The organism is Xenococcus sp. PCC 7305, assembly GCF_000332055.1.
GTDB lineage: Bacteria > Cyanobacteriota > Cyanobacteriia > Cyanobacteriales > Xenococcaceae > Xenococcus.
The window spans coordinates 20,823-45,956 of the sequence record NZ_ALVZ01000221.1 but is presented as its reverse complement, the minus strand read 5'-3'; the positions used below and the strand labels follow the sequence as shown (position 1 = coordinate 45,956).

At 41.6% G+C, this 25,134-nt stretch carries 16 protein-coding genes; 8 read left to right on the top strand and 8 right to left on the bottom strand.

The window, feature by feature from the left end:
* Positions 1–186 precede the first annotated feature (186 nt).
* From rpoB to XEN7305_RS26955, 4 genes are all read left to right on the top strand, one after another.
* On the top strand, positions 187–3,498 hold the full coding sequence (gene rpoB, locus XEN7305_RS20450; protein ID WP_006511416.1) for a DNA-directed RNA polymerase subunit beta: 3,312 nt from the start codon (positions 187–189) through the stop codon (positions 3,496–3,498).
* A gap of 141 nt (positions 3,499–3,639) precedes the next feature.
* The gene (locus XEN7305_RS20445; protein ID WP_006511415.1) at positions 3,640–5,523 is read left to right on the top strand and encodes a DNA-directed RNA polymerase subunit gamma; all 1,884 of its coding nucleotides are present in this window, start codon (positions 3,640–3,642) and stop codon (positions 5,521–5,523) included.
* A 58-nt stretch (positions 5,524–5,581) separates the two neighbouring features.
* On the top strand, positions 5,582–9,574 hold the full coding sequence (locus XEN7305_RS20440; protein WP_006511414.1) for a DNA-directed RNA polymerase subunit beta': 3,993 nt from the start codon (positions 5,582–5,584) through the stop codon (positions 9,572–9,574).
* Between the two features lie 187 nt (positions 9,575–9,761).
* Positions 9,762–11,018 (top strand): pre-peptidase C-terminal domain-containing protein, encoded by a 1,257-nt coding sequence (locus tag XEN7305_RS26955; RefSeq protein ID WP_006511413.1) that lies wholly within the window; start codon positions 9,762–9,764, stop codon positions 11,016–11,018.
* A 127-nt stretch (positions 11,019–11,145) separates the two neighbouring features.
* On the opposite strand, the gene XEN7305_RS20425 is transcribed toward XEN7305_RS26955, so the two are convergent.
* The gene (locus XEN7305_RS20425; RefSeq protein ID WP_006511412.1) at positions 11,146–11,718 is read right to left on the bottom strand and encodes a hypothetical protein; all 573 of its coding nucleotides are present in this window, start codon (positions 11,716–11,718) and stop codon (positions 11,146–11,148) included.
* A gap of 33 nt (positions 11,719–11,751) precedes the next feature.
* Positions 11,752–13,200, bottom strand: coding sequence for a hypothetical protein (locus tag XEN7305_RS20420; RefSeq protein WP_238569013.1), 1,449 nt, complete (start codon positions 13,198–13,200; stop codon positions 11,752–11,754).
* A 279-nt stretch (positions 13,201–13,479) separates the two neighbouring features.
* Here XEN7305_RS20420 and rd point away from each other — a divergent pair, with 279 nt between their 5' ends.
* The gene (gene rd, locus XEN7305_RS20415; RefSeq protein WP_040898872.1) at positions 13,480–13,641 is read left to right on the top strand and encodes a rubredoxin; all 162 of its coding nucleotides are present in this window, start codon (positions 13,480–13,482) and stop codon (positions 13,639–13,641) included.
* 116 nt (positions 13,642–13,757) lie between these two features.
* Here rd and dnaK read toward each other — a convergent pair whose 3' ends face one another.
* Complete coding sequence (gene dnaK / locus XEN7305_RS20410; protein ID WP_006511409.1) at positions 13,758–15,689, bottom strand: molecular chaperone DnaK; 1,932 nt, start codon at positions 15,687–15,689, stop codon at positions 13,758–13,760.
* Between the two features lie 626 nt (positions 15,690–16,315).
* On the opposite strand from dnaK, the gene XEN7305_RS20405 reads away from it, so the two are divergent.
* Entirely contained in the window at positions 16,316–17,149 is an 834-nt protein-coding gene (locus tag XEN7305_RS20405; protein ID WP_006511408.1) for an SDR family oxidoreductase, read from the top strand.
* A gap of 40 nt (positions 17,150–17,189) precedes the next feature.
* Here the strand turns inward: XEN7305_RS20405 and XEN7305_RS20400 are convergent, their stop codons facing one another.
* Genes XEN7305_RS20400 through efp form a run of 4 tightly spaced genes read right to left on the bottom strand, consistent with a single transcriptional unit; the run spans position 17,190 to position 19,875 of the window.
* Positions 17,190–17,810, bottom strand: a complete 621-nt coding sequence (locus XEN7305_RS20400; protein WP_006511407.1) for a GerMN domain-containing protein — start codon at positions 17,808–17,810, stop codon at positions 17,190–17,192.
* A 31-nt stretch (positions 17,811–17,841) separates the two neighbouring features.
* Positions 17,842–18,711, bottom strand: coding sequence for a DUF2993 domain-containing protein (locus XEN7305_RS20395; RefSeq protein ID WP_144053334.1), 870 nt, complete (start codon positions 18,709–18,711; stop codon positions 17,842–17,844).
* 45 nt (positions 18,712–18,756) lie between these two features.
* Positions 18,757–19,254, bottom strand: a complete 498-nt coding sequence (gene accB / locus XEN7305_RS20390) for an acetyl-CoA carboxylase biotin carboxyl carrier protein (RefSeq protein WP_006511405.1) — start codon at positions 19,252–19,254, stop codon at positions 18,757–18,759.
* A 60-nt stretch (positions 19,255–19,314) separates the two neighbouring features.
* Positions 19,315–19,875: an elongation factor P gene (efp, locus tag XEN7305_RS20385; protein WP_006511404.1), complete on the bottom strand. Its 561-nt coding sequence runs from the start codon at positions 19,873–19,875 to the stop codon at positions 19,315–19,317.
* A 210-nt stretch (positions 19,876–20,085) separates the two neighbouring features.
* On the opposite strand from efp, the gene XEN7305_RS20380 reads away from it, so the two are divergent.
* Together XEN7305_RS20380 and XEN7305_RS20375 are read left to right on the top strand one after the other, a co-directional pair.
* On the top strand, positions 20,086–20,685 hold the full coding sequence (locus XEN7305_RS20380) for a phycobiliprotein lyase (RefSeq protein ID WP_006511403.1): 600 nt from the start codon (positions 20,086–20,088) through the stop codon (positions 20,683–20,685).
* A gap of 157 nt (positions 20,686–20,842) precedes the next feature.
* The gene (locus tag XEN7305_RS20375) at positions 20,843–21,598 is read left to right on the top strand and encodes a phycobilisome rod-core linker polypeptide (protein WP_006511402.1); all 756 of its coding nucleotides are present in this window, start codon (positions 20,843–20,845) and stop codon (positions 21,596–21,598) included.
* Between the two features lie 378 nt (positions 21,599–21,976).
* Here the strand turns inward: XEN7305_RS20375 and ppc are convergent, their stop codons facing one another.
* Complete coding sequence (gene ppc / locus XEN7305_RS20370) at positions 21,977–25,039, bottom strand: phosphoenolpyruvate carboxylase (protein ID WP_006511401.1); 3,063 nt, start codon at positions 25,037–25,039, stop codon at positions 21,977–21,979.
* Positions 25,040–25,134: the final 95 nt, after the last annotated feature.

Below are 25,134 nucleotides of genomic sequence, written 5' to 3'. Positions count from 1 at the left end.
TTACTCAACTTCAGTAGTAAAAAGTTTTTCTCGGTTCAAACTCCAGATACTGGCTGAAATCTCTAACTAAAACTCAATTAACAATTCAGAACATAGAGATTCTTAATCAGCTAGCACAGTCAGATTCTTGCTAGCTTTTAGCAACTCTATTCTAGATAAGCCAAAAACCAAAGCACAAAAATCCCCATGACCAATCTATCTCATACTCTTCTTCCCGACTTGATTGAAATTCAACGTTCTAGCTTCCGTTGGTTTCTAGAACAAGGATTGATAGACGAGCTCAATAGTTTTTCTCCAATCGCCGATTATACCGGAAAATATGAGTTACATTTTTTGGGCGAAAATTATCGCCTCAAGGAGCCAAAATATCATGTAGACGAAGCTAAGCGAAGAGATAGTACTTATAACGTACAAATGTACGTCCCGACTCGTCTGATCAATAAAGAAACCGGTGAAATCAATGAGATGGAAGTTTTCATTGGGGATCTGCCTTTAATGACCGATCGCGGGACTTTCATTATTAACGGTGCAGAGCGGGTAATTGTCAACCAGATCGTGCGCTCTCCTGGGGTTTATTACAAAGCAGAAACTGATAAAAATGGTCGTCGAACCTATTCTGCTTCTTTAATTCCTAACCGAGGAGCTTGGTTGAAATTCGAGACTGACAAAAATGGATTAGTCTGGGTCAGAATCGATAAAACACGTAAATTGTCAGCCCAAGTATTGCTGAAGGCGATCGGGTTAAGTGACAACGAAATCATGGATGGTTTACGTCATCCCGACTTTTATCAGAAAACCCTAGATAAAGAAGGCAATCCCAGTGAAGAAGAGGCTTTGCTCGAACTATATCGGAAATTGCGCCCTGGGGAACCCCCAACTGTTAATGGCGGACAGCAACTTTTAGAATCGCGGTTTTTTGATTCCAAACGCTATGATTTAGGCAAAGTTGGTCGTTACAAACTCAACAAGAAACTTCGCTTAACTGTCGCAGACACTTTACGTGTCCTGACTCCTACCGATATTTTATCCGCGATCGATTATTTAATTGGCTTGGAATTTGACTCAGGAAATACTGACGATATCGATCACTTAGGTAATCGTCGGGTTCGCTCCGTAGGTGAGTTGTTACAAAACCAAGTCAGAGTGGGTCTAAACCGTTTAGAGAGAATCATTCGTGAGCGAATGACTGTTAGTGAGGCTGATAGTCTGACTCCAGCCGCTTTGGTCAACCCCAAACCCTTAGTCGCAGCCATTAAGGAATTCTTTGGTTCGTCCCAACTATCCCAGTTTATGGATCAAACCAATCCCCTAGCAGAATTAACCCATAAACGTCGTTTGTCTGCTTTAGGGCCAGGAGGATTAACTAGAGAAAGAGCAGGATTTGCCGTTCGGGATATTCATCCCTCTCACTATGGTCGAATTTGTCCTGTAGAGACACCCGAAGGACCTAATGCCGGGTTGATCGGCTCCTTAGCGACTTATGCCAAAGTAACTCCCTATGGGTTTATTGCCACACCTTATTATCCAGTTAAAGATGGTAAGGTCTTGCGAGATCAAGATGCTGTCTATCTAACTGCTGATGAAGAAGATGATTTGCGGGTCGCCCCTGGAGATATTCCCACAGACGCTGATGGTTATATTTTAGGTGAGACCATTCCAATTCGTTATCGTCAGGAATTTTCTACTTGCAGTTCTCAAGAAGTAGATTATGTTGCTATTTCTCCTGTGCAAATTGTTTCAGTAGCAACTAGCATGATTCCTTTCTTAGAACATGATGATGCTAACCGAGCTCTTATGGGTTCTAACATGCAGCGTCAAGCAGTTCCTCTGTTGCGTCCCGAACGCCCTCTGGTCGGCACAGGATTAGAAGCACAGGCTGCCCGAGATTCGGGAATGGTCGTAGTATCTCGTACCTATGGCATTGTGAGTTATGTTGATGCTGAAGTTGTCAGAGTAAGAGTTTCTGAGGGAGAGAACGATCCTCATGCTCCAGCTCCAGGACAGGAGATGATTTATAAACTGCAAAAATATCAGCGTTCTAATCAAGATACTTGTCTCAATCAACGTCCTTTAGTTTATGTTGGTGAAGATGTAGTTCCTGGACAAGTACTTGCAGATGGTTCTTCCACAGAAGGAGGGGAGCTTGCCCTAGGCCAGAATGTCACCGTTGCCTATATGCCGTGGGAAGGGTACAACTATGAAGACGCGATTCTCATAAGTGAAAAACTGGTTTATGAGGATTACTATACCAGTATTCACGTTGAAAAATACGAAATTGAAGCCAGACAAACCAAATTAGGCCCTGAAGAAATTACTAGAGAAATTCCCAATGTAGGAGAAGATACGCTTCGCAATCTCGATGAGCGGGGAATTATTCATATTGGGGCCTGGGTGGAAGCAGGCGATATCCTGGTCGGCAAGGTTACTCCTAAAGGAGAATCAGATCAGCCTCCTGAGGAGAAATTATTGCGAGCTATCTTTGGCGAAAAGGCCCGAGATGTGCGAGATAATTCGCTACGAGTGCCCAATGGAGAAAAAGGTCGCGTTGTTGACGTGAGGGTCTTTACCCGAGAACAAGGAGATGAACTACCCCCTGGGGCCAATATGGTCGTCAGAATTTATGTAGCCCAGAAGCGGAAGATTCAAGTTGGGGATAAAATGGCCGGTCGCCATGGCAATAAGGGTATTATTTCTCGTATCCTACCAATTGAAGATATGCCTTATCTGCCGGATGGTAGTCCAGTAGATATTGTGCTCAATCCTCTTGGGGTGCCATCACGGATGAATGTCGGTCAAGTTTACGAATGTCTTCTGGGCTGGGCAGGGGAAAATCTGGGGATGAGATTTAAAATAATGCCCTTTGATGAAATGTATGGCAAAGAGACTTCTTTGGCGACAGTGCATGGCAAAATTGCCGAATCCTCTCGTAAACCAGGGAAGAAATGGGTTTTTGACCAAAATAACCCCGGAAAAATTAAAGTATTTGATGGTCGTACTGGGGAGGCTTTTGATCGTCCTGTGACAGTGGGCAAAGCCTATATGTTGAAACTAGTTCACCTTGTGGATGATAAGATCCATGCTCGTTCTACGGGGCCTTATTCTTTGGTAACCCAACAGCCTCTTGGCGGTAAAGCACAACAAGGTGGTCAAAGGTTTGGAGAAATGGAAGTATGGGCCCTAGAAGCCTATGGCGCAGCTTATATTTTGCAGGAACTTTTAACCGTCAAATCAGACGACATGCAAGGGAGAAATGAAGCCCTTAATGCGATCGTAAAGGGTAAACCAATTCCTCGTCCTGGGACTCCTGAATCTTTCAAAGTACTGATGAGAGAGTTGCAGTCGTTGGGATTAGATATTGCGGTGCATAAATTGGAAAACTTAGAAGATGGCAATAGTCGTGATATCGAGGTTAATTTGATGGCAGATACTCCTCGCCGTACCCCCAATAGACCAACCTATGAATCTTTAACCAAAGATGATTTACAAGAAGAAGCTTGAAAATGATTAATTTCTCGATTGTGAGATTTTTAATCTCCCAGGGAACTTCCCAGCATTAAGGGACAATATGGCTATTTTTTCCTGACTCTCTTGCTTTCTAGACTTCCTTTGTTTGATTCCTAACCGATACCTTCTGCAAAAATGAGAAACCAACAAGAACAACGCTTTGATTACGTCAAAATTGGCATTGCCTCTCCAGAAAGAATTCGTCAATGGGGAGAGAGGAGTCTGCCCAATGGACAAATTGTCGGAGAAGTTACCAAACCCGAAACAATTAATTACCGTACTCTAAAACCGGAAATGGACGGTTTGTTTTGCGAGCGCATTTTTGGCCCCGCTAAGGACTGGGAATGCCATTGTGGCAAGTATAAAAGAGTTCGCCATCGAGGAATTGTTTGTGAGCGTTGCGGGGTAGAGGTTACCGAATCTAGGGTGCGCCGCCATCGCATGGGTTATATTAAGCTAGCGGCTCCTGTGACTCATGTTTGGTATCTCAAAGGGATTCCTAGCTATCTCAGTATCATCCTTGACATGCCCTTGCGAGATGTTGAGCAGATTGTCTATTTCAATGCTTATGTTGTATTAGATCCAGGCAATGCGCAGAATCTTTCCTGTAAGCAACTTTTAACTGAAGATCAGTGGATCGAAATTGAGGAGCAACTCTATAGCGAAGATTCTGACCTGATTGGCGTGGAGGTTGGCATTGGAGCTGAGGCGATTCAAAGGCTTTTAGAAGAAGTTGAATTGGAAACAGAAGCTGAACAACTACGAGAAAATATTAGCGAAGCTAAGGGCCAAAAAAGAGCCAAGTTAATTAAAAGATTGCGGGTAATTGATAATTTCATTGCCACTGGGGCTCGTCCAGAATGGATGGTTCTTAATGTAATTCCTGTTATACCACCTGATTTGCGCCCTATGGTGCAATTAGACGGCGGCAGGTTCGCAACTTCCGATCTCAATGATCTTTATCGTCGGGTGATTAACCGCAATAATCGCTTGGCTAGATTGCAGGAGATTCTGGCTCCGGAAATTATTGTGCGGAATGAAAAACGAATGCTGCAAGAAGCAGTGGATGCTCTCATTGATAATGGTCGTCGAGGACGCACTGTTGTGGGAGCTAATAATCGACCGCTGAAATCCCTTTCTGACATTATTGAAGGAAAACAAGGTCGTTTTCGTCAAAACTTGTTAGGAAAACGGGTTGATTATTCAGGCCGTTCTGTAATTGTGGTGGGGCCCAAACTTAAGATTTACCAATGTGGGCTTCCGCGGGAAATGGCAATTGAGCTATTTCAACCCTTTGTAATTCACCGCTTGATTCAAAGTGGCATGGTGAATAATATTAAGGCGGCCAAGAAAATGATCCAACGGTCGGAGCCCCAGGTTTTTGAAGTTTTAAAAGAAGTTATTACTGGTCACCCTGTAATGCTCAACCGTGCACCCACATTGCACCGCCTAGGTATTCAGGCATTTGAGCCGATTATCGTAGAAGGTAGGGCAATTCAACTCCATCCCCTGGTTTGTCCAGCATTCAATGCTGACTTTGATGGCGACCAAATGGCAGTTCATGTTCCTTTGTCTCTAGAGGCTCAAGCTGAAGCGCGATTATTGATGCTGGCTTGTCATAATATTTTGTCTCCAGCGACTGGCAGGCCAATTGTCGCGCCTTCTCAGGATATGGTACTGGGTTGCTACTATCTAACTGCTGAGAATCCTCAGGCAACTCGGGGAGAAGGCAGGAAGTTTGGCAGTTTAGAAGATGCAGTTAAAGCTTTTGAACAAGGTCAAATTGATTTGCATGCTTTTGTCTGGGTACGTTATGAAGGCGAAGTAGAAACTGCCCAACCAGACACTGAGGTTGTCGAACAGGAAGAATTGGCAGATGGCAGTATTCTAAAATATTATCGTCAGCGCTTAGTCAGAGAATCAGCTGAGGGGAAACCATTATCTCAATATGTAAATACTACTATGGGAAGAATCATCTATAACAAAACTATTCAAGATGCACTTGAGCCTGTATCTTAGGGGTATTTTTTAGTTCATTAGGATTAAGTATTTAGGGAAACATAGATTGGGAGTTAAAATGAAATTTTATAATCGCATTGTTGATAAAGGTCGTCTCAAAAAACTTATGGCCTGGGCCTTTACCAATCATGGTTCAGCCAAGTCCGCGACCATGGCAGATGAGCTTAAAGAAATGGGTTTCCGTTACGCAACACGAGCGGGAGTGTCAATCAGCGTTGATGATCTCAAAATTCCCCCAATCAAACAGCAGCTACTAGAAGCTGCGGAAGTGGAAATTAAAAAAACCGAAGCTCGTTATGCTAAGGGAGAAATCACAGAAGTAGAACGTTTTCAGAAGGTTATTGATACTTGGAATGGTACTTCTGAAAATCTTAAGGATGAAGTGGTCACTAACTTTAAAGCTACTGATCCTCTGAATTCAGTCTATATGATGGCGTTCAGCGGGGCTCGGGGTAACCTATCTCAGGTGCGTCAGCTGGTCGGCATGCGTGGTTTGATGGCCAATCCTCAAGGCGAAATTATCGATTTGCCAATCAAAACTAATTTCCGTGAAGGGTTAACGGTTACGGAGTATATTATTTCTTCTTATGGAGCCAGGAAGGGTTTAGTTGATACGGCCTTACGCACCGCCGATTCTGGATATTTGACCCGTCGTCTAGTAGATGTGTCTCAAGATGTCATTGTTCGCGAAGTCGATTGTGGAACACCCAGGGGTATTTTTATCGAAGCCATGAAAGATGGCGATCGCACGTTGATTCCCCTGGAGAATCGTCTTTTAGGTCGGGTATTGGCTGAAGATGCCCTCGATGCTGAAACCAAAGAGGTTGTTGCCAAACGCAATCAAAATATTGACGGTGATTTAGCCCAAGAGATTGGCGATCGCTGTAGCTCAGTAATTGTCCGCTCGCCTTTAACTTGTGAGGCAGCTCGTTCTGTTTGTCAATGTTGCTATGGCTGGAGTTTGGCCCATGGCAAAATCGTTGATATGGGAGAAGCTGTTGGTATTATTGCCGCACAATCTATTGGAGAGCCGGGAACTCAGCTCACCATGAGGACTTTCCACACAGGAGGGGTTTTTACAGGAGAAGTTGCTCGACAAATTAAAGCTGAAAAAGATGGCACCATAGAATTTGCTAAAGGTTTAAGCACTCGTAAAGTACGGACTCGTCATGGAGATGAGAGAGAGCAAGTCGAAACTATTGGTAATTTAGTTCTCGCGCCCAAAAAAGGCAAGAAAATCTCCTATCCCTTGACAGCCGGTTCCTATCTCTACGTCAAGGAAGGAGAGTTGGTAACAAAAGATCAATTGCTGGTCGAAGTCGCCAAGGTATCGGTGAAGAAATCTACGGAAAAAGCCACCAAAGACGTAACTTCTAATTTGGCAGGGGAAGTTTTGTTTGCGAACTTAATTCCCGATGAAAAAACTGATCGCCAAGGCAATACGACAAAAGTAGCAAAAAATTCGGGTTTACTCTGGGTATTATCTGGAGAAGTCTATAATTTATTGCCGGGAGCCGAACCTGTTGTTCAGAACGGAGATCAAGTTAATCCAGGGGATATTCTCGCTCAAACTAAACTTGTTACCTCCAATGGTGGGGTAGTTCGGGTGGTTTCTAATACCAGAGAAATTGAGGTTATTACGGCTTCTGTGTTATTAGATAGCTCAGAAGTCAAGGTTGAAAGTGATAGTGGTCGAGAATCCTATATTATTAGCACTGCTGATGGTCAAGATTTCTTACTGAAAACTACACCGGGAACCAAGGTTCAAAATCATCAGGTAGTAGCGGAATTAATTGACGATCGCTATGAAACAGAAACTGGCGGCATCCTCAAATATGGCGGCCTAGAAATCGGTAAAGGTGGGCGCAAACAAGGTTATGAAATTACCAAAGGTGGTTCTTTACTTTGGATTCCCGAGGAAAGTCACGAAGTCAACAAAGATATTTCCTTGTTGATAGTTGAAGATGGGGAATTTGTGGAAGCAGGAACCGAGGTTGTCAAGGATATCTTTGCTCAATCATCTGGTGTTGTGGAAGTTGTTCAGAAAAATGATATTCTCCGAGAAATTATTATTAAACCCGGAGCGGTTCATCTGCTTGATGAGATTGATCCCAAACTTGATGGGCAATTGGTTCAACCTGGGAGTGAAGTTTTACCTGGAGTTACAGTAGAAGAACTTCAATATGGCGAAATTGTGGACACCACAGAAGGAGCTGCCCTGTTATTGCGCCCAGTGCAAGAATTTAAGGTAGCTGACAAGCCTGCTGTGCCGTCACAAGCTTCGATTAATAACCAAGATGGTCGTCAAATTGAACTGCGATCGCTCCAAAGAATATTCTATAAAGATGGAGAGAGGGTTAAATCGGTTAGTGGTGTATCTTTGTTGAGTACGCAATTGACCCTGGAAATCGATTCGGCTGATGATATTGACGTAATTCCTAATTTGAGTGCTGACATAGAGCTTAAACCAGACCCCGAAGATCCTGAGATTCAAAGATTGCAAATGGTAATTATTGAAGCTCTGGTATTACGCAGAGATACCGATGCTGATCCCCATAGTGGCGATATTGAAACTAGGGTTTTAGTGACAGATGGACAAGAAATTGCCAGAGGGGAAACGATTGCTCGTACTGAAATTATTTGTCGCTCATCAGGAACGGTTAGAGGTATTCGTGAAGCAGGGGAAGCCATCCGGCGGGTTCTAGTAGTTCGTGAGGTGGATCAAGTTTCCTATGATCTCGACATTCCCAAAAGTGAATGTATCCATGACGAAGGGACATTATTGGTGTCAGGAAGTGAAATTGCCCCAGGCTTTTCTTTAGAAGAATCAGGGCAGCTCTTAGAACTCAAGGAAAATGCCGCAGGAAAAACCACCGCAGTCATTCGCCATGCCCGTCCTTATCGAGTATCCGCTGGTGCGGTTTTACATATTGACAATGGGGATTTGGTACAAAGAGGAGATAATTTAGTACTATTGGTTTTTGAGCGCTCTAAAACAGGGGATATTATTCAGGGTCTGCCTCGAATTGAAGAACTCCTAGAAGCCCGTAAACCCAAAGAAAGTTGTATTCTCAGTCGCCGTCCTGGAGAATGTCAAGTTGTCTACGAAGAAGGGGAAACCGTAGATATCAAAATTATTGAAGAGGATGGGACAATTACCGATTATCCCGTTAGCCCCAGTCAAAACGCGCTTGTAGCGGATGGACAAAAGGTTGGAGTCGGAGAAATGCTTACTGACGGGCCAGCTAATCCCCATCAGATTCTGGAAGTGTTCTTTAATTACCATTTAGAGACTAAAGGTTGTTATGAAGCCGCATTGATTGGCTTACAAAAAGCTCAAATTTTCTTGGTAACTGGGGTGCAATCTGTGTACCAGAGTCAAGGAATTGATATTTCTGATAAACATATTGAGGTGATTGTCCGTCAAATGACCTCTAAAGTAAGAATTGATGATGGTGGAGACACCGTTATGCTGCCTGGAGAATTAGTTGCTTTACGAGAAATCGAACAGGTGAATGATGCCATGTCGATTACAGGAGGTGCTCCTGCTCAATATACGCCATTGCTTTTGGGAATTACCAAGGCTTCTTTGAATACTGATAGCTTTATTTCAGCAGCTTCCTTCCAAGAAACTACTCGTGTACTAACTGAAGCGGCGATCGAAGGCAAATCTGATTGGCTTCGAGGACTCAAGGAAAATGTTATTATCGGTCGCTTGATTCCTGCTGGAACTGGTTTCAATACCCATGAAGAACCAGGAGTCTTCAGGGGTGGTGGAGAAATTGAGAATCCCCTACCTCGTAACGGTTCTCTCTACGGTTATGGTGGTGGAGAATTAGATAGCTATCGAGTGGGAGGAGAAGAAACAATTGTCAATCCAGTTAGCCCTGAACCATCGTCTTTGCGACCTTATAATAATTTGAAGGATGACGAGAATGTTATTCTCGATGATCAGACTGCTAGAGCTTACACTGGATTAAATCCTGAAGAAGATGGCTCGAAGTCGGATTCTGATAGCAATGTTCCAACTTGGGAACAGGAAGAGAGTTGATAAATAATTAATAATTATTGAATAATTGATGGTGATGGGGAACATTTTTTACTATGATTCCTGTCACCTTTTTTATTGGAGTTTTGCAATGCCACCAAAATTTAGCAAATTATAAATATGTAGATTAAACTTTTGGGGCAAGGTTTAGTAAATCCAACATTCCCTAGTCAATCGGGAGTAATTATTGATGAATAAAATGAGTTTTCATTACACTTTTAGTAAAATATCTTTCCTCACTATTATATTTTTAAGTGGTTTTAACAATGTTGGTCATACTGCGATTGCCGAGGTTGAAACCTCTCATGCCATGACAGGCAATATATTGTTATCTCCCAAGGGTTTAAGAATAGCCCAAAATGAAGCTGCGTCTATAGCCACTCTAGAAAATAACATTACTACCCAAATCAATCGGGCTCGCGAAAGCCCAAGTGATTATGCTGATTGGTTGGAAGAACAAAAACAGTATTACGACGGCATAATGTTGAAATTGCCAGGGGAAAAACCCATCAGAACTAATAAAGGATTGCAAGCTTTAGAGGAGGCAATTACTTTTGTGCGCCAGCAAACTCCTTTGAGTCCCTTAACTTATTCGGAAGTTGTAGAGATTGCCGCCAAGGAGCAATTAACCCCGATCGCGGATACTAATAGTGAAAATCGGCGAGAGTCTCGCCCCCAGAATATTAGTTATGGGAAAGTAACAGCCGAAGCTATAGTTATGCAGCTAGTGGTCGATGATGGATTTCGCGATCGCCGCCACCGGTTGGCAATTTTTAGCGATCGCAATCAAGAAGTCGGCATATCTTGTCGGGAAGACCTCGTGTATCAGCAAATATGCGCGATCGCCTACGCCGGAAATCAAGAAGAGATTTCCCCCACCGAAGAGCTTGTAGTTAATGAGGATTCATCCCCTGACCCAGGAGCGGAAACTCCCAACTCAATTGTGGAGAATCCCGTAGCAGAGATCGCTCCAGACATCACAGAACCTGCGGGTCAAGAAACCAATCAAGCAACCAGCGTAGCTCCAGAAAAACAGCCAATCGAAGAAAATATTCTAGAACCCAATACTACTGAAGATGAAAACGTTACTCCTTTAGCATCGAACTCGCAACCAAGTAATTCTCTTATAATTGACAAAATAGAAAGAGGTTTTTTAGAAGAAGGAGATAAAGTCATTCCCAATGACGGAAGCTTCTATGACTCTTACCCTTTAGCCGTCAAAGCAGGAGAATCCTTTGTAATTAGCTTAGAGAGTGTAGATTTTGACACATTTTTAGCAATTATGGATGAAGAAGGCAATATATTAGAGCAAAATGACGATATTAATGAAAATAATAGCAATTCTCAGTTACAGGTGACGATTCCTAATGCTGGGACTTATCGTTTAATTGTTAATGCTTATGATCAAGGCGGAAAAGGTGCTTATATATTAAGGATTAGCCGATAATTGATAATTATAATTATGGGAAATGATTGGGTGACTTAGGCGATCGCCTATTGTCAAGCTTGGTCTGAGCGCCTAGTCTTCCCCTCAGAGATCTATAATTCCCATCTTATCTTTTGAAACAAAACCATTATGGGCATCTTAATGCTTCATCGGGAATTATCTCTACGTAGCGATTAGCAACCTCAACATCGTCGCCATCATCAAAAACATTATTATTACTACTTATGACTCGATAATAAATTCCCAAAGTCTGATGAGGCGCAACACTATTACCACCTAATGCAGTTCGAGATAATCTTAATTCTACTCCGCCCACAACATCATCTAATAATGGAGTATCTAGCGCAGGTGCGCCATTAGCAAATTCTGCTGGAATAGAATTAAGCAGAGCAAAAGCATAACCGTTTGCAAAAATATCAACATTGCAAGCAGTCGGCAAATCAGCTGCTAATTGAGCATCAAGACCCAAGGTCAATGATCTACTTAAACCACCAAGTCTTTCAATATCTTCTTGAATTAAATTGTCGGCTCTTTGATCTTGCTGTGCCTGAAATTTCATCAGCATAGCTGCTGCTAAAGCTTGAAGAGAAAACATCAGAAAAAAGAAAGCAACAAGAGTTGCAACGATAATTTCTATGGTCAGAAAACCCTTATCAGATGAATTCTTCTTAGATTGTAAAATTATTTTTTGCCACATCATTTAGTTACCCTCCTGTTAATTAGTTACTTATCCTTAATTAGTTACCTGTTGTTGTTCCCATCCAGTAGGAGCAAATGTTAATGGTCTTGGAGTTCTTTGGGGGACAATACTGTAGAATTTGTAGTCATCATAATCAGCCTCTCTAATAAGATTGACAGTCCCGCCACCATTGTCCCAATCTTCAGCCCAGATTGAACCACGAAGATTAATGTTCGGACTACCGGTAATATTAACAGTCCCCGTCGCCCTAATTAATCCATTGATATATAAGTCACCATCACCACTTAAATTGACGTCTCCATTGACATGGATTTCTAGATAATTAGATTTAGCGTAAAAAGGGTTTGCCACAAGGTTACCGTCGTTGATATTACCAATAAATATCTTGTCGCTGGTATTGCCAACATGCACATTACCAGCAGCACCATCGATATCTAAATTTCCATTAACGACTATAACTACCCTTGCATTACCGTCAGACAACAAGCTTTCTCCCGCTGTCACATTCAAATTTCCGCCAACAGGGATTTGATAGTAATAACGCTCAATACCATCAGCATCTAAATTAGGATTTGCGGCAGAAGCACCTGAAGGTTGTCCAAGAATCAACTCATTGTCAACAATATCAAAAGCACCATCACCGGTAATATCAGCTGCAATATTATTGACAACAGCAGGCAGAACTGCCAAAGGAGGCAAATCACGAGGTTCTCTAGCATCTTCAGGACCAGCAACGTCAGTGCACATATTGTCTCCTGTCGTTGTTCTGTAGAATACCAAGTTTCCTAAATCGTTAATGACCAATGAATTATCAACTCTATTGATGGTTCCTAGGTTGGGCTCGGCACTTTGATGAATCCAAATTCCCGGATCTAGGGAATCTAAATCCTCTGTATTTACCCCTATTGGTATTGTGACCTGGATTTGAGCCACACTACCATTAATATCCTGTCCTTGAACAGCTAAAATTCCTCTTGGCCCAAATGGATTGGCAGCATCACTAGTTTGATCAAATATCCCGTCTTCCCCCAGATCCTCATAGTTGCCGTCATCATCACGCTTATCGTCGTCACTCGGATCATTGTCATTCTGAAATCTGTAGTCAACTATTCTATAACTACCTATTGCCAGATTATTTGTGATATTTCCATCGTTGTTAAGGTCAGTCGGGGGAATAAGCGCAGTTTCATCGATGGTAACAGGTCTCCAGTCATCCGTATTTGCCCACCCATCATCGTCGTTCGCAGCGTCAGTTATCACATTACAAGTCTCGTCATTTACGTTAACCCAATTATTCAAACTGTTAACTGCTAAAACTCGATTATTATTAAGTAATTCCCGATATCTTGCTATTCCCAATTCTGCCATTGCTACAGAAGTGGATGATTGCACTTTTGAGATGGCAATTAGATTTTCCTCACTAGACTGAACTAGACTGATTGAGCTCAATAAAACCATAATCAGTCCAATCCCAATAACCATCGGCAAGGTAAAACCTCGATCTTTCCTGCGGGAAAGTAGCAGTACCCTCAGCAATAAAAATTTCATATACAGAATAGAATGAATTATCGAATATAGTGTTTTCCCCAAGTCTGGCTTAAATTAATTTGGTCTGGTGTGATCTAGATCATTGACAATCAAGAAAAAACGCTCCAAAAGCAGAACCAGCTCAAGATCAGTTAAGTAATTTATATTTTTCGTTAACCTATTGATGAAACTTGGTTAAATAAGAAATTATTGCAATGTTGATTATTTATGACTATGACGACGCATATTTGTTCGGTATGCCAGTACGAATACGATCCAGATATCGGCGATCCAGATAATGGAATAGCCCCTGGCACTTCTTTTGAAGACTTACCCGATGATTGGGTTTGCCCTGTTTGCGGAGTAGAAAAAGAAGATTTTGAGCCCAATATTTAGTTGAACTTTTTCTAACCATCTTGATCTAGTGGTAATCTGAACCGGCAGCAAAAAAATACAGGGTAGTAAAACTTACTATCCTGCATATATAAATTCATTAATTTTTAATTAGACACTTATTTCGTCTCGGAGAACTCGGCATCAATAACATCATCTCCGCTGGCACTAGCTTCGGCACCCGCGCCAGCATCTTCACTGGCCGCATCTGTCCCGGTCGCTTCAGCTCCAGCCGGTGCATCTGCCCCTGCTTGTTGATAGACACTGCTGCCAATAGTGTAGAGAACCTGCTGTAATTCCGGCATTAGAGTCTTAATCTTCTCATCATCTTCTGCTGCAAGAGCATCTTTGAGATCTTTAATTAAGCCTTCTGCCTTAGTTTTGTCCGCCTCGGGGACTTTGTCTCCCAATTCATTGATTTGTTTTTCTGCTTGATAAACCAAAGAATCAGCTTGGTTTTTACGATCAATGGCATCACGACGTTCTTTGTCGGCATCCGCATTTGCTTCAGCTTCGTTGACCATCCGATCAACTTCCTCATCAGGCAAAGTAGAAGCTCCAGTAATGCTAATTGACTGTTCTTTTCCTGTACCCTTATCTTTAGCGGCTACATTTAAGATTCCGTTAGCATCAATATCAAAGGTAACCTCGATTTGAGGTACACCACGAGGTGCAGGAGGAATGCCATCAAGACGGAAAGTCCCTAGACTCTTATTGTCTTTAGCAAATTCTCTTTCCCCTTGCAGAACATGAATTTCTACATTAGTTTGACCATCTACAGCTGTGGAGAAAGTCTCGGATTTTTTGGTAGGAATAGTCGTGTTACGGGGAATAATTTTAGTCATTACCCCACCTAAGGTTTCTACTCCAAGGGATAGAGGAGTTACGTCAAGAAGTAGGATGTCCTTGACTTCTCCTGCTAGTACTCCAGCTTGAATCGCTGCCCCAACCGCAACTACCTCGTCAGGATTAACTGTTTGGTTAGGAGATTTGTCAAGAACTCTTTTTACAAGATCAACAATTGCGGGAATTCGTGTCGAACCTCCCACCATTACAACTTCATCGATCGCATCATTACTAATCTTCGCGTCTTTAACAGCTTGTCTGACAGGAATAGCACAACGATCAATCAGATCAGAACAGAGCTCTTCAAATTTGACTCTGGTCAAAGAAATATCTAAATGTTTTGGGCCATCTTGAGTTGCTGTGATGAAAGGTAGGTTGATATCTGATTGAGTAGTGCTAGAAAGCTCAATTTTAGCTTTTTCGGCAGCTTCAGTCAGACGTTGTAATGCTTGATTATCCTTTCTAAGATCAATTCCTTCGTTGCGTTGGAATTCTTCTGCTAAGTAGTCAACAATTTTTTTATCGAAGTCATCACCACCAAGATGGGTATCCCCAGAAGTTGCTAGTACTTCAAATACACCATCTCCTACTTCTAGGATAGAAACATCGAAAGTACCACCACCAAGGTCAAAAACGAGAATGGTTTCATTACTTTTCTTATCTAAGCCGTAGGCCAAGGATGCTGCTGTCGGTTCGTTGATAATCCTTTGGACTTCGATCCCTGCGATTTTACCTGCATCTTTGGTTGCTTGACGTTGGGAGTCGTTGAAATAAGCAGGAACGGTAATTACTGCTTGAGTGACGGTTTCTCCTAGATACTTACTAGCATCTTCAACTAGTTTACGAAGAACTTGAGCCGATATTTCCTCGGGAGCAAATTGTTTATCTTGGGCAGAAGATTCTAGCTTAACGTTACCATTGCCATCTCGGGCGACTTTGTAAGCGACTTCTTTTGATTCGTTGGTGACTTCATCAAACTTTCTCCCCATGAAACGTTTCACGGAATAGAAGGTGTTTTCTGGGTTCATAACACCTTGCCGCTTCGCAATTTGCCCTACAAGGCGATCGCCGTTTTTAGCGTAAGCGACAACTGAGGGAGTGGTTCTAAATCCTTCTGCATTGGCAATTACGGTGGGTTTCCCTCCTTCCATAACTGCGACGCAAGAGTTCGTAGTTCCCAAATCTATACCAACAACTTTTGCCATATAAAAGAATGCTCCAAAATTTAACTACAAAACTAAAAGTTTTTTTATGGTTTACTACATACACTGTCCTGAGTGGGATCAGCTGAATAATCTCTCCTCAGTGGGTGCGTCCTTACTCTCTATACTGAAACGAAGAATCTATCTTTGGTAGTGTAGTTTTCCGAACCTTTAGTGTTGAGCGTTAAATAACAAAGCATTTTTGGCTAACAGTAAATTGGTTAATTAATTAATTACTGCTCATTGTTTAAGGAATAATCTGGTACCGTTGACAGGTTTGGCGTAGAACTGGATATTTGACTTAGTATTCTCAGCCCTTCTTTTTGATAGCTACTAACTAAATTAATTAGATTTAGGTTAGGCATTTCCTGGCGGCAACTGCCACAATACCAATAAGTTTTACCTTGTTTCCAATGTTTTAATAAAAGATTGGAACAACAGGGACAATTATTCATGACCTTAAAAAACTTTACTATTTATTTACGAGGCTCATCCCCACTCTAACAAATAGAAATAATCTTACTGTTAATTAGGCTACATCTTATCGATTTTGTTAAGATAACTTAAAGTTATTGTAATCTTGACAGTTTTTGTATTTAATTACTTAACAATTTAGGTAAGAAATATAAGTGTCAAAATCTCAAGCAAAATTTGTTGGGCAACATGCTGTAATTACTGGAGGCTCTAGTGGTATTGGCAAAGCGATCGCAAAATTGTTAGCTCAACAAGGGGCAAATATCTCAATAATTGCTCGGGACTCCGCTAAACTGGAAACTGCTAAACAGGAAATCTCCTCCTTGGTGATTAATCCTCAACAAAGGATTTTGGCAGTCACCGCAGATGTCTCTAAACAGGAAGCTTTAGAATTCGCACTAAAAAAGGCGATCGCAGATTTAGGCCATCCGCAAATTCTCATTACCTCAGCAGGAATTGCCGTTCCTGGGTATTTTCCAGAGTTATCAATAGAAACCTTTCACCAAACAATGGCGGTCAATTACTTTGGTTCTTTGTATGCCATCAAAGCGGTACTGCCGGGAATGATCGCTGCTAAACAAGGACATGTTGTCTTAATTTCTTCTGGAGCAGGTTTAATTGGTCTGTATGGCTATACAGCCTATAGCTCTTCTAAATTTGCCCTTAGAGGATTAGCCGAATCTCTGCGAGGAGAACTCAAGCCTCATCACATTAAAGTTTCCATAGTCTATCCCCCCGATACGGACACACCCCAATTAGCAGCTGAAAATAAGATTAAGCCACCGGAAACTAAGCTGATGACGGAAACTGCTCAACTATGGAGTGCGAATGCTATTGCTCAAGAAATTATTAGAGGAATGATTCAAGAAAAGTTTGCGATCGCTCCTGGCTGGGAAATGGCCATTTTAAATAAATTACATAGTATAATTGGCGGATTATTAAATTGGTATTTCGACAAAATTGTCGATAAATATCGCAACAAGAAATAAGGAATAATTTAAAAATACTTCTAGAAAAAATCACAATCTCTTACAAAGTAAAATGCTCTTGGAATTCTTGGCGGGTCATTGGCTGACTTACCGTAATACCTTCTCCTCCCAAAATAGCTAAAGGCTCTCCTTCGACACTAATCCAAACCTTGCTATCGGAGTCTAAACTAGTAGCAGTATAAACTATCTGAGCAAGCCGACTCGTCATTGACGCACTACCCCCACCAACCACAAATTCTTGCGAAAGATCTACTTTGACTCCTTCTTCTGTGGTAGCTAGAGCTAACAACCTGGTTCCCTCGGGAATAGTGGTTGTATAATCAGCAGACTTACTGGGACCTGATAATAACTGAGAGAAAGCTGATTCGAGAATGGTGTCGGAAGTTACCGAGCTCGGAAAACTGAGGGTTTTCTGCACTAACTCGATCGTATTTTCTGTGGGATTGAGCCAGCAGATTGCCACTTGTTCTTGTATCTGAGCGATCGGCTCTTTTTGGCTGTTAGAGGGAGTTTCTTGGATAGTTGCGGGATTAGAGGGCTGCTTGGCATTCTCCCAAGAGTATTTTGCCCACCAAGCCACGCCACCAAGAGCAAAAATTACCCCTGCTATTCCAGCGAACCAAATACGAGGAAAACGATTATGTTGCTTGCCATTTTGCATGGATGATTCTCCTAAGGTTAGAGAAGACTATTTACGGTTTAACTTGTTCTGATAAGTTTGTCTTGGCCGATTGGGGTTCGATTCGGGTGAAAGCGACTAACTCTATTTTGTCTTCTGTTATTTCTAATTGTAAGAGACGAGCTAATATTCCCAAACTTTCTAGATTAGTTAAGTCTAAGCGATCGCTAATTCCCTGGGCAAATCCCCCCAATAATCTTTCTGACATCGGACGTCCATTGACAGTTCCTTGGGGCTCTACAAGATTTACTTTGACCCCAGCAATGACCTCAAAGCCCAATTCTAGAGCAAGAGCTAGTTCTCGATTTTGCTTTTTATCAGTTCCTAAACGGCTTAATTGTAGCTCTAATTTGATTCTATTCTCCGGAAGCAAATCTATTTGAAGTGCCGATAATTCATAGCTACGAGTAGAATTACCTGCTCTTTGAGCAACTAAACCATTAATCGTTTCTTGTAATTGTTGAACTACGGTTTCTGATTGTAAGGCTGTAGTCAAATCGGCTTCGGTGATTACAATCCTCGCGGCAGCTTGTAGTGGTTGCCGAAAAGAATTTGGTAAATCTTTGAAGTTACTGTTTCTAAGTGTTGTAACATCAACAGAGATCGGATCGGTTTCTAATTCTAAAACATCAATTCTCAACCCTTGCTCAATTAGAATTCCTCTGGTTGCAATTCGCAGCTTATCCAGTTTGCCGTTGATTAACTGGTAATTGGGACGGTTATCAATCCGCACTTCCAATGTCTCTACGGAGTCGAGATTCGAGTTGAGAGTATTTTTTGCGATCGCATCAGCGATCCACCCCCCATTGGCTAGGGCCGATAATACCCCTGACAAAATAATTGTAATCAACTCCATAATTCCCATTCTAAGGAGATAGGACAAAGAACATTTTCCTCATCCCTTATCCCTCATCCCTCATCCTTGTCATTATCCTGGATCGACACGCATTAAAACCTGGCCAAATTCTACCGGTTCACCATTCTTTGCCAAAATTTCGACAATTTGACCTGAGACTTCTGATTCTAATTCATTCATCAGCTTCATAGCTTCAATAATACAGACAGTTTGCCCCGAAGAAATGCGATCGCCAATGGCCACAAAAGGAGGATCATCCGGTGCCGGTGCATGGTAAAAAGTCCCCACCATCGGGGAAGTCACATCAAGTAATTTACTTTGATCTATTGGGGAAGAGGCAGTTGGTTCTGTTGCTATTGCAGTTGGCTCAAGATTAGTCGCAGTTTTGGTAACTACTGGGGCAGCAGAGAACATTTCTTGCTCAATCACATTTGCGTTTTTGGCGGGATAAGCTGCTGAGTCTTTGCGTAATGTAAGTTCAAAATCATCACTTTTGAGAGTGAGTTCGGTAATATCGGTTTTAGAGATTGCCGATAATAATTCTCGGAGTTCTTGAAAATCTACTGACACTGAATTATAAACCTATCTATTAATTGACATTTTCTCGGTTAGGAAAAGAGAGATTCTGAATTAATTTTCTCTACCTAAATAAGAACCATCACGGGTATCAACTTTGATTTTTTCCCCAATGGAAATAAATAGCGGCACCATTACCTGGGCACCAGTTTCGACAATTGCGGGTTTAGAACCTCCAGTTGCCGTGTCGCCTTTGACTCCAGGATCGGTATCAGTCACTTCGAGAATTACAGATGTTGGTAAATCGACGTCTAAAACTTCCTCATTCCAGAAGACAACATTAACTTCCATTTCTTCTTTAATATATTTCGTACGGTCTCCTATTTTAGTTGGGTTAATCCGAGTTTCTTCATAGGTTTCCATATCCATAAAGACATATTCTTCACCGTCTTTGTAGGTGTGCTGCATCGTACGCTTTTCAATATTTGCTTGGGGAACGGTCTCCCCAGCACGAAAAGTTCGCTCTACCACATTTCCTGTCTGAGCGTTTTTGAGCTTAGTGCGAACAAAAGCTGAGCCCTTACCTGGCTTAACATGAAGAAATTCCACCACTCGCCATACCGAACCATCTAACTCGATAGTCACGCCAGTACGAAAATCGTTACTAGAAATCATAAGAAGCTGAAAAAAATATGAGTAAAGACCAGTAACTCATTCTACACTGATTGGTTGCCGAATCAGTTTTGTCACAACGAGATCGTCGTCTGAAAGTTGAAATTCTTTACATTTGAGGAATCAAGCTTTAATTAATTATAGATCTAGAAAATAACTTATTTATTGTTTTATTCTAAAAGTAAGGTCATATTTAATAACTAAAATATTTTGATGGATAAAATCGTAGACGCCAAAGAATTTTTCCAACTTAGTGCTGGACAGTGGCGATCGCAAAGAACCACTCATCATCTTCCCTTTAGAAGAGCCGAAAGTGGCAACTCTGATATTAATGTGGAATTTTTAGAAGCAGCAGAATCGAAAATTCAAGAAATTTGCACGATGCATGATGTGGAGCACAACCTTGCGATCGGTGGTGCTTTTGTCACTTGGGATGGCGCAATGGCTTGGGATAAAGAGAATGAAAATCATCAAGGTAGTACTGTCTTTGCTTTAATTCCTGAACCAGATAATCTGAGAAAAGGTAAACTACTGCGGGAAAGAGGTTATGCCGAAATAGTTCCCGTGGCAGGACAATATGAGATGGATGAAGAAGACGGTCTAGTTCTGATCACAGAATACGAGACCATGAGCATTATTGAGCGTTTTTGGTTTGCCAATCCCAATTGCCGTCTACGGAGTAGTACTGTCAAAAGATTTGGTGGATTTAATACTGCTACTTTTTGTATCGAATCCCGTGTTTTAGAAAATATCACCGCGCCAAAGACCTCAGAAGAAAATCAAAACAACAATTATGCTCTTACTGGTTGGTAAGGTTTTGCGTTACAAATCTTAAATTTATGAGTGGGCAGATAGTCTTAAAGCGGAAAATCTGTAAGATTTTGTAACCATAGTTAATTTAAGGCACCTCTCTAACGTATTATTGAGGTTAATAATTTTAATATTTCGCAAGATTTAGGGAGGTCTTGACTTGTCTATTCCTCTTTTAGGCTACGCACCGAAGACAATTAACGCTCGTATCGATGGATATGAGGTCGGGAGTGACGATCAGCCTAAGATTTTTACAGCAGAGAATTTGCTTTCCCCTGGTGACATGGGAAACTTGATTGAAGCTGCCTACCGTCAAATTTTCTTTCATGTTTTTAAATCAGATCGTGAGCCATTTTTAGAGTCTCAACTTCGCAGTGGTCAGCTTACTGTGAGGGATTTTATCCGTGGATTATTACTTTCAGATACCTATAAACGCACTTTTTACGGTTTCAACAGTAACTATCGTTTTGTTGAGCAATGTGTACAAAGAGTTTTGGGAAGAGACGTTTACGGTGAAGCAGAAAAGATCTCTTGGTCTATTATCGTAGCTTCTAAAGGATTGGAAGCCTTTATTGATGCCCTTCTCGATAGTGAAGAGTATCTCGATAATTTTGGGTTTGATACTGTTCCTTATCAACGTCGTCGGGTATTACCTGGTCGGGACATTGGAGAAGTTCCTTTTAATGTCCAATCTCCTCGCTATGATGCTTACTATCGTAAAGTCTTCGGGTTCCCTTCTGGTACATGGACTGGTGTGGTTCGTCGCTATACTCCTGGAGATCAGAAGCCCAAAGTCGGAGATCCCGCTCTATATATGGACATGGTTCGCAGCATGAGAAGAAGAGCCATTACTGGTTCTCCAACATCTGCAAGCAATGTTGATATGAGTAAAGTTCCTTATCGCAAAACTGCCTAGTGCCACTGCACGGAAGTCAAAAGTCAAGGGTTTTTGGTATCAAGCTTGTAAGCTTTTTGATTGTTGTTGTCTGTTGTCTGTACTAGTTTAGTTTTGATTTATTGAATTCGTAATTCCATCTTAGGGGAGTTGTGAATTTGCCTTGTAGTTTAGTTTTTTAATTAAATTACTTTGTAAATTTGCGACCCCCTTTGCTGTTTGTACAGTAAGTGTTTGGAAGCAAACAGTCGCCATTTTTTGCGGTCAGTTATTATTCATTGTCAAACTCAAATTCAACTATGATGACTAACTGACCACGTATCCCGCTTGACGGGACGAATGGGGATAACTGACAACTGTTAGTTGTTAACTAAATATCTAGTTGTTAACTAAAAAATATCATCCTGTGTTTCTCATGCCCGCAGCAATCCCATTAATTGTTAGCATGGCGCCGCGCAGCAATTCCTCTTTGCTAGAAGGACGAAAATGAACTAGTTGAGAGCCTTTACTGTATTCTCGCAATTTCTCAATTAGTGCAACTTGCAAAAATCCTAAGGGAACAATTGTGCCATTGCGCAACTGCACTGATCTTTGTAATTCAGGATCTCCATCAAGAAGTTTTTTCTGGTTAGTGATTGTGAGAATTAATTTTTTCGTGAGATTGTATTCTTCCTTAATTTGAGCGAATAAATTGAGGAAACGTTCCTTATCCTCTGCACTTGCCAACCTAGTAACATAATGTTCAGCTATTTGCATATCTGCTTTGGCCAAAGTCATTTCAACCTTAGAAATTACCATTCTAAAGAAAGGCCATTTTATGTAAAAATAACGCATTAAATTAAGATTTTTTGCTGGTTCTTGCTCCAGAAACTCTTGCAATGCTGTACCGACTCCATACCAGGCAGGAAGTAAAAAACGACTTTGGGTCCAACTAAAAACCCAGGGAATTGCTCTTAAACTGCTAATATCTTTCTTCTGCTTGCTATTTTTTCCGGGGCGTTTGGAAGGGCGAGAACCAATCTGTAACTGACTGATAACATCTATAGGAGTCGAAGAGAGAAAGAAGTCGACAAAATCTGGTTGTTCGTATACTAAAGAACGATAGACTGATCGCGATCGCGTTGCCAATTCCTCCATGATGTCATTCCAAGGTTCCACCCGATCAAAGCCGCTGCCCAATAAACTAGATTGAATCACAGCAGTGGTAATGGTCTCTAAGTTATAAAGAGCCAACTCAGGAAAAGAATATTTAGAAGCTAGGACTTCACCTTGCTCGGTGATTTTAATTTTTCCTTTGATGGTATCTGTCGGTTGGGCGAGAATCGCGGCATAAGCAGGGCCACCACCTCTGCCTACGGAGCCACCTCTGCCGTGGAAAAGTCTTAAGGAAATGCCATAATCAGAAGCTACTCCTTGTAGCGCTTTTTGCGCTTTGTGGATCTCCCAGTTACTACTCAAAAATCCTGAATCTTTATTACTATCAGAATAACCCAACATGATTTCCTGAAGATTGGTCGGATTTAAGGCTGGTGTGACAGTTTCGACAATTTCGGCATCTTCTATTTGCTCTATTTGTTCATATCCCCCCGCTAAAGCCGCACGATACAATGGCAACTCAAATAATTCCTGCATCACGGATGGAGCTCGTTTGAGATCTTCTACCGTTTCAAATAAAGGGACAATCCGCAGCGTAATACTTCCCGTTGCGGGGTCATACAATCCTACTTCCTGAGCCAGGAGCATCACCTCAAGGACATCACTAACATGATTAGTCATGCTGATGATATAGGTTTTGCAAATCCCCAAACCAAATTCCCGCTGTAGCGTACGTAGAATTTGAAATGTTTCGATAATTTCGGTGGTTTTTTCCGAGAAAGGCATTTCCGCAGGGATTAGCGGGCGACGAGTTTGTAATTCCTTGACGAGCCAAGCAGTTTTTTCGGATTCGGTTAGCTCAGTGTAGGATTTTGGTAAGACTCCTAGATAATCAGCAATCTCTGCGATCGCATCCGAATGGCGGGAAGATTCTTGGCGGAAATCCAATTGAGTAAGAACAAAGCCAAAAACCTCTACTTGACAGATCATATTGTCCAAATCACGACAAGTTAGATTGGTGGCTGCAAGACTTTGTTGAATGGAAGTTAAATCTTTTAAAAATTCAGTTTCATTATGATAAATGTTATCAATTTGGGGCTTGCCTGAACCATCAGCTAAAACTTGGTTCCGCTTCTTAGTATTTCGTAATTTTTCTTCAATATAGGCGATTTTTAAGCGGTAAGGTTCTTGTCGATAACGCATTGCCAATTTTTCGTAGATTTCTGGCATTTGTTGTCGATCTTGTTCGAGAGAATCTAATAACTCTGGTAGAACATTACTCCAATGTAATGACAAACTGAGAAGTTCCCGCAACTGATCAACAGCCTTGAGATACTTATCTAAAACAATACCTCTTTGATAGCAAGCCGTTTCCCAGGTGACTTGGGGAGTGACAAAAGGATTGCCATCGCGATCGGCACCAACCCAGGAGCCAAAATAACAAAAATCATTTGGAGGAGCTGCTAAATCAGGAAAAGAACTTTTCAAAGATTGCTTGAGACGATGAGATAGCTGGGGAATTACATCAAACAAAACTTCCTGGAAATAATGTAGCGCGTAATCTACTTCGTCAATCACTTTTGGTTTAAACTGGTGCAACTCATCAGTACGCCACCAAAGACGAATTTCTTCCATTAACTGATTTGTTGCTTCTTCTGTTTCCCAAGAACTAGCTAAGCCCATTTCTTGTCCAGAATCTTCTGCTAAGTCTAGTTTGCGCAGAAAATCGGAAATGCGCCTTTGTTTTTTGCGAATTGTATGGCGAACAATTTCTGTCGGATGGGCAGTAAAGACCAAGCGAATGTCCAATTGATTCAAGAGCCTTTGAATAATTCGCGGTGGCATGTTAATTTCTTTGAGATGGGGAAATAACCAACGGAACGACTCTGCACGAGGAACTTGACTGCTTTGTTCAAGCCAAATTTCTTCCAGCCCGTCAGCTCCAGGTACCCGGGAAGGTTCTATAGGCTTTGGTGCCAGACTTTGGGCATTGCCATTGCTAGAAGAATTAGCTTCTACTTTAGTTTTGCCTAGAGATAGTTTTTGTTCTTGCTGCTCGTAATGTTTTTCAACTATATTAATCAATTGAAAATAGAGTGCAAAAGCCCTAGCAGCCTGGATTGCATCTTCTATGGGTAATTGTTCAATTAGTTTGGGGACAGAGGAGTCGGGAAGATCTTGAACCTGCCCTTCAGGAGAAGAAATTGCCCGCATTTGCTGGAGCAAGTCCACCATTTCTTGCCCGCATTCAGAACGCAATACTGATTCCCATAATTGCTCAATGGATTTCAATCTACGACGTAAAGGAAGTCCAGAGCTAGAAAGAGGACTAACTTCTGATGATGAAACTTGAAGCAACGAACTCATAAAAACCCCAAAAAATTAGTGCAAATATTCTAAAACTGTTGATAAACTGTGTTTGCCAACCTTAGCAACAACAGTAATTACCAAGAACAAACCTC